Genomic DNA, 12,952 nt, shown 5'->3' with positions numbered 1-12,952 from the left:
GACGCATCCTTCTGTTTATTCCTTGAATGCAGTGCGTCGGGTCTGACGAAGCTGAGGTGTGCTTGTGTAAGTGGCGTGGTGACACCTGTCTACAGGCTGGTGACTCTCGTTTGCGAGGGGACGCAGTGCTCACTGGTGGCGGAAGTCACCAGTTGTCTCGCTCGATCGAACCGGTCCTCGTAAAAACAAGGAGTTACAATCCAGGTTCGTGACGCGACGCATGGCACACATCGTGCTCCATAGGGCATACATAAACACACTGGTAGGCACTAATTCCTACCCTCACTCACTCGGAGCCCGCCATGCAGATCACCCACCGTTCCCAGCAGCCCTCTCTGTCCTCCTCCCTCACCCCCGCCGCCGCCAACACCGTCGCGCCGCAGAAGCCGGTGGCTGCTCAGGCCCGCACGCAGGGCTCGGGCTTCGAGGCGAAGTCGAGCTTCGCCACGTCGGGCAACAAGCCGCTGGTGTCGCTCACCGCGCAGACGGCCGCTCCGGCCTCGGCCACGCCCGGCCCGCTGGAACTCAGCAGCCCCGAGGCGCGCGGCGCCATCCAGAAGTCGCTCGACTTCATCCAGAAGCAGTCCGGTGGCAGCTCCCGCGGCTTCGTGCCCGGCGGAGATGCGCAGAGCGCCTTCTCGCCCCGCTCTGTCACGCGTGACGAACTTGGCATGACGCATGTCCGCCTGGACCGCACCCACGAGGGTGTGAAGGTCTTCGGGGAGCAGGTCATCAGCCACCTGGACAAGGACGGCAAGGTGTCCGGCCTCACGGGCGGCACGGAACCCATCCCAGCAGGGTTGGGCTCGGGGCCGGCGAAACTGTCGTCGCAGGACGCGCTGTCCATTGCGCAGAAGGCCTTCGCGGGCAACACGGATGCGGCACACCCGCCCTCCGCCGAGCGCGTTATCGTCCAGGGCAAGGATGGCCAGTACCACGCCGCCTACCACGTGCAGATGACCCACGTGAACGACCTGAAGGCCGATGAGCGCCCGCGCCGGATGAACTACTTCGTCGACGCCAACAGCGGCGAGATGGTGCGCAGCTTCGACCAGATGGGCGGCATCGAGCTGCCCAAGGACCACGCGGGTGCCGCGCAGTCCCAGACGGCGGGCACCACGACGCCAGCCACGCCGGCCACGCCGACCACGCCCGGCACTCCGGCCACGGGCAAGGCGGATGACAGCACGCTCTACAGCGGCAAGGTGGACCTCTCCACCACGAAGCAGGCCAATGGCACCTACACGCTCGAGGACAAGACGCGCGGCAATGGCGTCGTGACGTACGACGCGAAGAACAAGGCGACGGCCAGCGGCCAGACGCCGCTGACGGACAAGAACGACGTGTGGGGCGAGGCGACGGACGACTCGCGCACGAAGGCGGCGGTGGATGCGCACTACGGCGCGGAGATGACGTACGACTTCCTCAAGGACGTGCTGGGCCGCAACTCGCTGGATGGCAAGGGCGAGAAGCTGGTGTCCTACGTGCACGTGGACAAGAACTACGTGAACGCCTACTGGGATGGCGAGAAGATGAACTACGGCGACGGCGACGGGAAGGATGCGGGCCCGCTCACCACGCTGGACATCGCCGGCCACGAGATTGCGCACGGGCTGACCGAGCGCACCGCGGGCCTCATCTACGAGGGCGAGTCCGGCGGCCTCAACGAGGCGTTCAGCGACATCATGGGCACGGGCGTGGAGTGGTACGCCTCGCAGAAGAACTCGGCGGTGGAGTTCGACTGGAAGATGGGCGAGGACGCGTGGACGCCGGCCAACGGCACCGGGGACGCGCTGCGCTACATGGATGACCCGACGAAGGACGGCTACTCCATCGACAACTACAAGAACTACCCGAAGCAGACCGAGGTCCACGGCTCCAGCGGCATTGCGAACAACGCGTTCTACCTACTGGCCAACGGCGGCAAGAACCGCACGTCGGGCCAGGAAGTGAAGGACGGCATCGGCATGGAGAAGGGCCTGAAGGTCTTCTACCGGGCCCTGGAGAACTACATGACGCCGAACACCACCTTCGCCCAGGCTCGCCAGGCGACGATCAACGCCGCCACGGACCTGTACGGGGCCAACTCGGTGGAGGTGCAGAAGGTGAAGGACAGCTGGAGCGCGGTGGGCGTGAAGTAAGCCGGTTGAAGGCATGAGGCTCTCAGGGCATCTTCGCGACCTTCTCTGGCCCTGGAGCCTCACGTGTCGTCCCCCCTCATGACCGAAGATGAAGTCGAGAACCTCTCGCAGGCCACGGCGGATGCGCTCCAGAAGGTCGACTTCGACATCACCCGCTGGAAGGAGGTGGGGGCCCTCAGCCCCGGGGTGGTGGCGTTGCTCTACGCGTGGTGCAACAACGAGGTGTACCGCAATGGCATCTCTGGCTGGGTGAGCAACGGCTACACCCAGCATGGGGAGCATCGTGTGCTCGCGGCCCTGACCCGTGCTCACGCCGGGTTGGATCCGGACATGGCCTCCATTCTGTTGGACACCTTCCATCAGGTCGAGCGCTGCAACGGAGACCCGGGTGCCTTGCCTCGCTACCTCGATGCGCTGCTGTGGGAGCGTCCCCTGCGGCGGGTGGGATTCGGCTTGGCGGTGGCCGCGCGCTGGGACGCCGAGGCCGACCCGTTCACCCTCGTGCCTCAGTGGCCTCCTCCGCGCTCGGTGCTGGCGCCCACGGAGGGGCCGGTACGCTACCCCGGCGTGGCCGTGGGGCTCTCCGAGCGCGGTGCACACCTCGACATCCGGATGGAGGACTTCGGCACCTTCGACTTCCTGAATGTCCGAGGCGCCGTCGTCCGGGGGCTGTGGCGAGCGGGTGCCACGGAGGAAGAGTTGGAGCGATTCCTCCGCGAGGCGGATGAGGATCGCAACCACCTGGGGGAGGTCTGTGCTCGCTGGATCTCGTTCGACGGCGACGGCGGAGATCCCGCCCGCTTCCAGCGCATCCGCGATGCGCTGCACCCGCCTGATCCCCTGCTTGCGTGGTTCCCCGAGGTCAAGCAGTGGTTCGGGCTCTTCAGCATGCCCAAGGACCTCATCGAGCGGGTCCAGCAGCGGATGAAGGACACGAACTACCAGGTGCTGGCGCAGCCCACCGCCGAGCTGCCAGAGGCGCTTCGGTCCGCGCTGCGCTGGGATCCGGACGCCATTGGCGTTCTTCAGGGAGAGAGCCTCTCTCCGGCGGATGGAAACGTCTTCGAGCTGCTGTTGAATGCGGCCCTGACAGGCCATCGGGTGATCGTCTTCGGCCTGAGCGATGCGGCGAGGCAGGCTCTTCAAGCCCATGCCTCGCGGTTCCAGCAGGTGGTGAACGTGGCTGCCCTGGCCTGAACTGCGGCTCACTCTCTACATCGGCTCAAGCCGGAACTGCTGGCAGTCGTTGTTGGACCAGGTCCACTGCTGGACCTTGGCGCCGTCACCGCTGCTCCAGCAGTTGGCCACGTCGAGCACCTTGCCGCTGTGGCGCGCCTCGAACCGGTACCAGCCACTGCCGAGCGAGACGGGCTTGAACTGCTGGTTGTAGCCACCGAAGGAGGTCCACTGCTGGAGGGTGGCGCCGTCGGCGGTGCTCTGGCTGGCGATGTCGAGCCCCTTTCCGCTGTAGCGCGAGACGAGCCGGTAGTAGCCGCTGTCCGTCGGCACCAGGTGCCACTGCTGGCTGGCGCTGGTGTGGCAGGCCCACTGGTGGATGGCGGCGCCGTCGGCGGTGCTCGGCCCGGCGATGTCCACGCACCGGTTCGTGGCCTTGTTCACGAGGCGGTAGGTGCCTCCCCACTTGAACGACGCCACAGACCTCGGCGGGAGCGAGTAGTCGAAGGACTGCCCGGCCCAGCGCACCTTGAAGGTGAGGGTGCTGGTGTCGTGGGAGTTCAGGGCGATCAGCGCCAGTGAGCCGTCCGGGTTCTTGAAAGCGACGGTCTGGATGCCCCCGTTGGCCTGGCTCGTCGAGGCGATACGCACCGCGCCGGCCCGCACCACCTTCGCCAGGTGTGCCCACGCGTAATAGTCCTCGTTCTTGGTGTAGGTGCCCGCGCCGTTGTTCACGGTGAGCATGCCGCGGCAGTTGGTGCAGCCTCCGACGTAGGGGCCACTGTTGGGGTCCAGCGCGATGTTCCAGTACAGCGAGCTTCGCGCCCAGTTGCGCAGCGGCCCGATGACGTTGTTCTGCAGCTCCCACTCGAGGTTCGCTGCCTGGTTCGTCGCCCAGGTGCCGCCGGTGCACTCGGTGAAGTGGATCTCCTTGTCCGGATAGGCGTTGTGGAAGTCGTTCTGGACGGTGTAGCTGCCCTCGGGGCTCTCGTAGCAGTGGTAGGCCACGCCCGCGACCGCCGCTCGCGCCTGGCTGTTGTTGTAGCTCATCACCTCGTAGGGGAAGCCCGCGGGGCCGCCGTGGTCGTACCAGTTGTGGTCCCACGCGAGGAGCTTCACCGAGCCGAACCCCGCGTTGTTCAGCGCGGGCCGCAGGTGCTGGGCCGCGAAGTTCGACTGGTCGCTCGACTCCATCTGCATCGTCGGATACGTGCTGTTACCGTTGTGCGGCTCGTTCTGGATGCTGAAGGCGTGAATCGGCAGGCCGTAGCTGTTGTAGGCTTGGGCGAAGCGCACGAAGTAATTGGCATACAGGCCATACAAGTCATTGCGCAGGTACCCGCCCCCCGTCAGCGAGTTGTTGAACTTCATCCACCCGGGAGCGCTCCACGGCACCGCGAGGATCTTCACCTCGGGGTTGAGCTGCCGCGCCTGCTGCAGCAACGGGATGATGTAGGCCGCGTCGTGGCCTACCGAGAAGTCATTCAGATCGCAGCAGGTGTCGTCATAGGTGTAGTTGTTCCGCGCGAAGTCCGACGCGCCCATGGGCAGCCGAACCAGGTTGAACCCGGCGCCCTCACCGACGCTGAACAAGTCATTGAGGATCGCGCTGCGCTGGGGCGAGTTGTAGATGAGCCACGCGGACGAATCGGTGAGTGCACCGCCGAAGCCGTCGATGGTCTGGTAGGTGGTGGCCTCGTTGATGTCGATCACCGTGGCCGTGCCGCTCTCCGGCCCGAAGTTCTTCGACGGCTCGGTGCTGAGCCGCTTGGAGAGGGCATTGTTCGAGGTGCTCGTCAGCCAGACCTGGACGGACTCGCTGGCGGCGCTCGCGAGGGAAGGGGAGAGGGCACAGAGGAGCCCCGCGACCGCGAGGCCGCTCCACGGGCTCCGGCGCTGGAAGGGATTCATGGGCATACGCAGTTCCTGAAGGATGGGGAGGAAAGCCACGCCCGGATACGGTGAGGCTCGTCCGGGCGCGCGCGGCGTGAAGCAACATCAGGACCAGCCCGGCACGGTCTTCATGTTTTCTGTTGGGACCGTGACGCCTCCGGGAATGCCATTCCCGCGCCTGTCCACCGGGGGCACACACCGAAGCAACTGGTGACAGCAGTCACCAAATGGTGTCGGCAGTCACCATGTGAGCCCCTCAGAGGGAAACCGCGCGGTTTCCCAGTCTCTGGCGGTGACACGAGTCACCAGGAAACCGGGTGTGGGCAATCCTAGAGGCCTTCCGGAAAAAACCGCCTTTCGAGTGAAAGCGCTTTCTCGTGATAGGCTGGCACGCCTTCTGCTTGGGGCGGCGGTCCACAACTCACCCCGAGGAACCCCTCATGATCAACAAGCTCACCGCCCTGACGGCGCTGTTCGCCGGTCTGTCCGCCGTCCCCACCACTGCCGTGGCCGCCGAGCCCGAGGCCGTGGCCCTGCCGGCCGCCTCGCCGCAGGTTCTCTCCGCGATGCAGCGTGACCTCCGCCTCACCCCGGAGCAGGCCGAGCGCCGACTGGTCACGGAGGCGCTGGCCGCGCGCCTCGAGCACTCGCTGCGCGATGACCTGGGCGACGCCTTCGGCGGCGCCTGGTTGAACGAGGACGGCAGCAAGCTCATCGTCGGTATCACCGACGCGGCCCAGGCCGACGCCGTCCGCCGCGCTGGCGCCGAGCCCCGGCTGGTGGCTCGCAGTGAGAAGCAGCTGGAGAAGGTGAAGGCGGAGCTGGACCGCAATGCCCGGTTTGCCGGCCGGTCCGTCCACACCTGGTACGTCGACGTCACCACCAACACCGTCGTCGTCACGGCCCAGGACTTCGCCCTGTGGAGCGCCAAGTCCTTCCTCGCGGGCCTCGGCACGGAGGACGGCTCGGTTCGCGTGGTGCCTTCGAAGGAGGAGCCCCGCACGATGTACGATCTGCGCGGCGGTGATGCCTACTACCCGGGCAACGCGCGCTGTTCGATCGGCTTCTCCGTCAACGGCGGTTTCGTCACCGCGGGCCACTGCGGCGGCGTGGGCACCACCACCTCGGGTTCCAACGGAGCGGCTCAGGGGACCGTGCGCGGCTCGACCTTCCCCGGCAATGACATCGGCTGGGTGCAGGTCAACGGCTCCTGGGCCTCGCTGCCTTGGGTGAACAACTACGCGGGCGGCGTGGCCAACGTGGCCGGCTCGAACGAGGCCGCCATTGGCGCATCCATCTGCCGCTCGGGCTCCACCACCGGCTGGCGCTGCGGCGTCATCCAGGCCAAGAACGTCACCGTCAACTACGCCCAGGGCGCCGTCTATGGCATGACCCAGACGAACGCCTGCTGCGAGGGCGGCGACTCCGGCGGTTCCTGGCTCTCCGGTGATCAGGCCCAGGGCGTCACCTCGGGCGGCTCGGGCAACTGCACCACGGGCGGCACGACGTTCTTCCAGCCGCTCCGGCCTCTCCTCTCCGCCTACGGCCTCACACTCACCACCTCCGCTCCTGCCCCCACTGGCCGCGCCATCGTCTCGAACTGGAATGGCAAGTGCATCGACATTCCCAACTCGAACACCACAGATGGCACTCCGCTGCAGATGTGGGACTGCAATGGCACCGGCGCGCAGAGCTGGACGTTCTACTCGGACGGCACCCTCCGGGCGCTCGGCAAGTGCATGGACGTGGCCTGGGGCTCGACGGCCAACGGCGCCGTGATTCAGCTCGTCGCCTGCAATGGCAACCCGGCCCAGAAGTTCGTGCTGAGCGGCGCGGGTGACCTCGTGAACCCGCAGGCCAACAAGTGCGTGGACATCAAGGAGTGGAACGGGAACAGCGGCGCCCGCCTGCAGACCTGGGAGTGCGGCGGTACCGCCAACCAGAAGTGGTTCCTGCGCTAACGCGCTGGGCCGCGCAGCTGGGGTGTTCCTGAAGCACCCACCGGAGGGCTCACGAGCCCTCCGCGCGCCTGGAGGGGGCCGCGAAGCTCCTCCCACTGCGCGAGCGCCTCTCGCTCGTCCTTCGTCCTGGCGGCGGACTCGCGGCAGGCGTCATCGGCCTCGCTCTTCGCGTCCGAGGATTTCGACACGAACTCCTCGTCCGTGTACGCGTGGACCCGGGTGTCCCCGCTCTCTTTCAGGACTCGGTAGCGGGCGTAGTCCAGCTCGGCGTCCGCGTGCTGGAGCTCCTTGTCGTGGCACTCCCGCAGCGCCACCGCCGCGTCCACCTTCACCTGGCGCCAGCGCACCCGGGCCTGGGCCACCTCGAGCGCCCTGTCCGCCGCCCGAAGCTGGGCCTCTACCTGCTGGACGCTGGCCGGCTGGCCCGTGAGCTTCTCGGCCTCCAGGAGCTTCTCCTGAGCGTCTTTGCGAAGCTCCGCGGCCTCCACTTCGCGATGGGCGAGGTCCAGCTCCCGCTTCGTCTCCTGGAGGGCGCCGTGTGCCCGGTCCTTCTTCGCCGAGAGCTGCTGCCGCTCCTTCTCGGCCTGGCGCACGGCCTCCTGTTTCTCCGGAGGCACTCCATTCAATGACCAGCTCCGAAGCTCGGCGCTCCGGCTGGTCCCGCACCCGCTCAGCAACACCAGGCACGTTCCCAGCCACAGCGAGAACGCTTCGCATCTTGCAGCCCTCACCATGGGTCCCCCTTCAGGTGGCTTCTTCCGCACCATAAGCGGGCCCGGCATGGGCCTCCCCTGCCCGCCGGGGCAGGAGTTCTGTGCACTCCCGTACGGGAGGTGGTTTCAGCGCTTCTTGAGTGCAGCGGCTTTGCTCGCACCGGCTCCGTGCCGGCCAGTGCCATCTATCGCCGCGCGATCAACGCCGGCCATACCCCCAAAGAGGTATAGCGATCGCTGGAACCACCTCCAGCATCGCTTCAGCGCGGCATTCCAAGAATTCTGTATCGGTCCCAGCGGGGAATCAGCCGTACGTCTCGCGCTTGATGCGCTTGTCGTCCACGCCGAGCGTGTGGAGGTGGCCGAGCACCGTCTCCATGAAGCGGGGCGTGGCCGGGGTGCGCGTCTCCATGGCCTTGCGCCGATCCCACGCGGTGATGGCCGGGCCGCACGCGTAGACGAGGCACGTCTGCTTGTCCGGGATGAGCTCCTCCAGAAGGGCTTGGCTGATGCGGCCCTTGCGCACCTTGTCGTTGAACCGCGACTCGTCCGTCTCGCGGGTGAGCGTGTGCAGCACGCGCACGGTGCCCGGATTCCCGGCCTCCAGCTTGGCCAGCTCCTCGCGGAACAGCATGTCCGCCCACGTCTTGTTCGAGCACAGCACGGTGTGGCGCAGCTTCAGCCCCCGGTGCAGCGCGTCCTTGAGGATGGCGAAGTTGGGCACCCCGCCCGAGCCTGCGGCAATGTGCACGATGTGGTCGGTGCGCTCCTGCACGTCGTCCGGCAGGGTGTAGGGGCCCATGAAGCCCTGGACCTTGATGCGCGCGCCCGTGAGCCGGCCGTGGATGAGGTAGGGTGCCAAGAGCGCTGGGTACTTCGTAATCCCGGGGATGAACTCCTCGTCCTTCACGGTGATGGCCACCTGGGACTCGTGGGGCGCGGAGGACATCGAGTACGAGCGGAACAGCTCCCGGCGGCCCTTCTGCTCCTGCAGGTACGCGGCGAGCGTGCGCAACGCGGGGAACTGGTGCGGGTCAATGTTGATGAACTGGCCGGCCTTGTACTCGACAGCCGCGCCCCCGAAGTCCAGGAAGAGGGTGGCGGTGTCGTGCGTCTCCTGCCGCACTTCGGTGACGGTGACTTCGTACTCCAGGGGCTTCTTGCGGAGGGTAACGGTGGGGGACTCGGCGGAGCTCATGCGCCCTTCCCTTAACGCAAATGAGGCGCCATGGACGATAACGATTGCGGCCGACCCCCAGGCGCGGACAATGGTCCGTCCGTGACGCGCATCCGCCAGATGGAGCAGGTCTTCGCCGTGGCCCCCCCAGGCCTGGAGTCCGCGCTCGAGGCGGAGGCCACCGCGCTGGGCTGGACGCCTCGGCGGGTGGAAGGCGGAGTGGAACTGGAGGGGCACGCCGGTCTGCACCAGGAAGCCAACCTCCGCCTGCGCGCCGCCAGCCGGGTGCTGCTGCGCCTGGGCCACTTCCACGCACCGGACGTGGGCGCCCTCACGCGCGAGCTCGCGCGGCTGGACCTGAGCCACGTGTGGGATGGGAAAGAGTTGCCCAGCCTCTCCGTGGCGGCCCATGGCTCGAAGGTGCCAGGGAGTGCGGTGCCCACTGCGCTGGCCAAGGCCTGGAGGCTCTCCACCGTGGGGCGGGCGGGGGCGCTGGACGAGGAAGGGACACAGGGCCTCACGGTGCTCCTGCGCCTCGACGGTCCCGAGTGCACCGTGAGCGTGGACACCAGCGGAGAGCCGCTCCACCGGCGCGGCTACCGGCAGGAGATTGGCCGGGCGCCCATGCGTGAGACGCTCGCCGCGGGCATCCTCCAGCTCGCGGGCTACGACGGCGCGGAGCCGCTGGTGGACCCGATGTGTGGCTCGGGCACGTTCCTCATCGAGGGCGCGTGGATGTCCATGCGCCGGGCTCCGGGCCTGGAGCGGACCTTCGCCTTCGAGCGCTTCCCCTCGTTCGACAAGGCGGCCTGGAAGGAGCGCCAGTCCCGGGCAAAGGCGGAGGCACTGCCCGCTCCGCGCGCCTCGCTGCACGGCTTCGACATCAACGCGGGGGCGCTCGGGACGGCGCGTCGCAACGCGCGGAGGGCCGGGCTGACGCTGGCCCTGGAGAGGCGGGACGTGAAGACGCTCCAGCCGCCCGTCGCGGGGCCGGGGCTGGTGGTCGCCAACCCACCGTATGGAAAGCGCGTCGGGCAGGGCGGTGAGCTGCCGGAGCTGTACCGGGCGCTGGGCGCCACCTTGAGGAAGGCGTTCCAGGGTTGGCGCGCGGCGCTGATCGTCCCAGATGAAGACGGGCTGATTCGCGACCTGGGCCTGCGAGAGACACGAAGCCTGCGTGTGCGGAACGGCGGTCTGCGCTGCCGGCTCCTGCTGTCCGGGCCTCTGGCTCCGTAAATGCTCGAAACTCCGAGGACTCTCTTTTTTTAGGAGTCAGTAGGCAACTCTTCCCCACACCAGCCGAGAATGTAGGCACAAACCCCATCCACTCCGACAATGCCCGTCGGGAGAGGAGCCGCCCATGGTGTCGCCCATCTCCGGTCGCTTCGGCTCGAACCTGCTTCAGTCGCTGGCTCAGCGCGTTCAGGCCCCCACGGGAGATGCGAAGGCAGGCGGCGTTCAGCCGGCGGATGCGAAGAAGGACGAGAAGGTTCAGGACACGCTGGCCGAGCTGGAGAAGATCCTCGCGGCGCTGCTGGAGCAGCTGAAGCGCGCGGGCATCATTCCTCCTGGCCAGGATCTGGGCTCCTCGGGTCCCTCGGGCGCGTCCCCGGTGGGCGGTGGCGGCGGTGGTGGTGGTGGTGACAGCTTCACGCCCGCAGCGGGCGGCGGTGGTGGTGGCGGCGGCGGTGGTGGTGGCGGTGGCGGCATGCCCTCACTGGACGGCGGCGCCTCGCGCGCGGCTCCGGCTGCTCCGGCGGCCAACGCGGCGGGCGGTGGGACGTCGGTTCAGGGCATCCAGGTGTCGGATCCCCGGCTGGCCCAGGCGCTCCAGCAGATTGCCAGCCACCCGGATGGGGCCAAGCTCCTGGCCGCGGCGAAGGCCAACGGCCTGAACTCCATCTCCGTCAACCCGGGCCTGAACCCGGACGGCGGTGGCGGCACCGAGGGCGTCACCCGCTGGGGCAACGGCAGCACCTCCATCGAGATCGCTGATCCGAACAGCCCCGCGCTGATCCACACGCTGGCGCACGAGCTGGGCCACGCGGCCACCACGGGCGACGGCAACTCGCAGTTGGAGGAGAAGACGGTGGATGCGCTGGGCGAGCGCATCTCCCGTGACCTGACGGGCCAAGGCTCCGGCTTCAACCTGGACGTGGGCGCCTACAGCAACCTGGCCTTCGACAACGGCGTGCTCAACAGCCTGCGCGTGCTGGGCATCCGGGTGTAGCCAGCCCGCAGCATTCAGCCGCGCTCACCCACCGGCAGGAAGACCTCGAAGCGAGCGCCGCCCTCGGTCCGCCCGCTCACGCCGACCTTTCCTCCGTGCGCGAGCACCACGCGCCGCACCACGGCCAGCCCAAGCCCGGCGCCCGTGGCGCGGCTGGTGAAGAAGGGCTCGAAGACGCGCTGGGAGTCCACGCCCGAGAGCCCCGCGCCTTGGTCCTCCATCACGATGGAGAGGCCCCCTGGGGCGTTCGAGAGTGCCAGGCGCACGGTGCCTCCAGAAGGCGAGGAGCGCAGGGCGTAGCGCAGCAGATTGCTCAGCGCGAGCTGCAGCAGCGTCTCATCCCCTGGGAGCAGCGGCAGCTGCGCCGCCTCTTCGAGCTGGATGCGGGCCCCGGTGGACTCGCAGACCGGATGCAGCAGGTCCACCACGCGCCGGGCCAGCTCGCCCAGATGCAGCGGCTTGAGGCGTGGCTCGAAGGGCCGGACCACGTCCAGCAAATCGCGGACGATGTCCTCCAGCCGCGTCACCTCTTCTTCCAGCATGGCCACCGCGCTGGTGCCAATGGTGCTGAGCTGGGGCTCGCGCTTGAGCACGGCCGCGACGTTGAGGATGGCGCCCAGGGGGTTGCGCACCTCGTGGGCCACCACGCCGGCGGCCTCTCCGAGCACCGTGAGCCGCTCCTGCTCCACCAGATCGCCCTGGAGCCGGGACAGCTCCGCCAGACGGGCCGAAGCCTCACGGTGGTGGCGCACGTTCTCCAGCGCGCTGCCCACCATGTTGGCGAAGAGCTCCAGCGTGCCCGCGCTCGCGGGGCTGAGCTGCTGGCCCTGGATCGCGAGGATGCCGTAGGGCACATCCCCGACGATGATGGGCGCATCCAGGGCGTTGGCGTTGGGAAAGGTGCGCTTGAGGTACGCGGCCAGCTCCGGGGTGTGGAAGTGCTCCAGCGCGGAGTGGATGTCCTGGTGGAAGACGGCCCTGCGCTGCGAGAGGACGGTATCCAGGTGGGGAATGCTGCTGCGGGGGAATCGCACCTCGTGAATGGGCCGGCCGTAGAGCTTCTCGCCGAAGGCGAGGGCCACGGGATCCTGCCGTACGGGGCCATGCAGGTACACGTCCCCCTCCAGGCGCAGCACCGAGATGTAGAAGCCCTGCTGGTGGATGGTGTCCACAGCCAGCTCCAACACGTCCTGCTCGCTCCGGCAGTGCATCAGCTTCACCGCGGCGGCCGCCAGGGCCTCGGTGAGCCGGCGGACGGTGTCCTCCGTCTCCATGTCCTGCACCAGGACCAGCTGCTCATCGGGCTGAGAGCCGCGGTGGGTCTGGACATGGCACAGCCGCTCGCGCCCGTTGGAGTCCTTCAGGCGCAGCCAGAGCTCACTGCCGGTGGGGTGCTCGCCGCGCGTCCGGGACTCGTAGCGCGGCTGCACCCACGTGCGCTCCTGCGGGAGGAAGCGCTCCAGCACTTGCGGGATGGAGAGGCCGGACAGCTCCTCCGAGGAGGTGCCGAGCAGCGCCCTCAACGCTGGGTTGGCGTAGACCAACCGCTCCGCGCGGAGGACCGCGACAGGCACAGGAAGTCCTTCGAGCGGCCGGTACTCGGAGGTGTCAGACACGAGAGCACATCCTGGAATGCTCTCGTGCGGCACGCAAGAGGAGGG

The 12,952-nt window shown here is 67.9% G+C and carries 9 protein-coding genes; 5 read left to right on the top strand and 4 right to left on the bottom strand.

From position 1 onward, the window contains the following. The first annotated feature begins 302 nt into the window (after nt 1-302). Entirely contained in the window at nt 303-2,141 is a 1,839-nt protein-coding gene (locus DB31_RS31200) for a M4 family metallopeptidase (RefSeq protein WP_044194275.1), read from the top strand. 63 nt (nt 2,142-2,204) lie between these two features. Beyond that, entirely contained in the window at nt 2,205-3,338 is a 1,134-nt protein-coding gene (locus DB31_RS31195; protein ID WP_157232262.1) for a hypothetical protein, read from the top strand. A gap of 15 nt (nt 3,339-3,353) precedes the next feature. Here the strand turns inward: DB31_RS31195 and DB31_RS31190 are convergent, their stop codons facing one another. Beyond that, entirely contained in the window at nt 3,354-5,234 is a 1,881-nt protein-coding gene (locus DB31_RS31190) for an RICIN domain-containing protein (protein WP_044194268.1), read from the bottom strand. A 416-nt stretch (nt 5,235-5,650) separates the two neighbouring features. Between DB31_RS31190 and DB31_RS31185 the strand changes: the two genes are divergently transcribed. Next, nucleotides 5,651-7,171, top strand: a complete 1,521-nt coding sequence (locus DB31_RS31185) for a S1 family peptidase (protein WP_044194265.1) — start codon at nt 5,651-5,653, stop codon at nt 7,169-7,171. Here DB31_RS31185 and DB31_RS31180 read toward each other — a convergent pair. Together DB31_RS31180 and DB31_RS31175 are read right to left on the bottom strand one after the other, a co-directional pair. Beyond that, a complete protein-coding gene (locus DB31_RS31180) occupies nt 7,168-7,764 on the bottom strand; it encodes a hypothetical protein (protein WP_157232261.1) in 597 nt (198 codons plus the stop codon). The genes DB31_RS31185 and DB31_RS31180 overlap by 4 nt on opposite strands. Before the next feature lie 424 nt (nt 7,765-8,188). After that, the gene (locus tag DB31_RS31175) at nt 8,189-9,082 is read right to left on the bottom strand and encodes a ferredoxin reductase domain-containing protein (protein ID WP_044194261.1); all 894 of its coding nucleotides are present in this window, start codon (nt 9,080-9,082) and stop codon (nt 8,189-8,191) included. A gap of 30 nt (nt 9,083-9,112) precedes the next feature. On the opposite strand from DB31_RS31175, the gene DB31_RS31170 reads away from it, so the two are divergent. Both DB31_RS31170 and DB31_RS50055 read left to right on the top strand, forming a co-directional pair. Then, complete coding sequence (locus DB31_RS31170) at nt 9,113-10,297, top strand: THUMP domain-containing class I SAM-dependent RNA methyltransferase (RefSeq protein WP_044194258.1); 1,185 nt, start codon at nt 9,113-9,115, stop codon at nt 10,295-10,297. A 124-nt stretch (nt 10,298-10,421) separates the two neighbouring features. Next, nucleotides 10,422-11,291 carry a hypothetical protein gene (locus tag DB31_RS50055; RefSeq protein ID WP_044194255.1) on the top strand — a complete coding sequence of 290 codons (870 nt, stop codon included), beginning with the start codon at nt 10,422-10,424 and terminating at the stop codon, nt 11,289-11,291. A gap of 14 nt (nt 11,292-11,305) precedes the next feature. Here DB31_RS50055 and DB31_RS31160 read toward each other — a convergent pair whose 3' ends face one another. Beyond that, nucleotides 11,306-12,907 (bottom strand): sensor histidine kinase, encoded by a 1,602-nt coding sequence (locus tag DB31_RS31160; protein ID WP_044194251.1) that lies wholly within the window; start codon nt 12,905-12,907, stop codon nt 11,306-11,308. Nucleotides 12,908-12,952 lie beyond the last annotated feature (45 nt).

The organism is Hyalangium minutum (assembly GCF_000737315.1).
Classification (GTDB): domain Bacteria; phylum Myxococcota; class Myxococcia; order Myxococcales; family Myxococcaceae; genus Hyalangium; species Hyalangium minutum.
The sequence above is the reverse complement of the archived record's forward strand: the minus strand, read 5'-3'. Positions and strand labels throughout refer to the sequence as shown.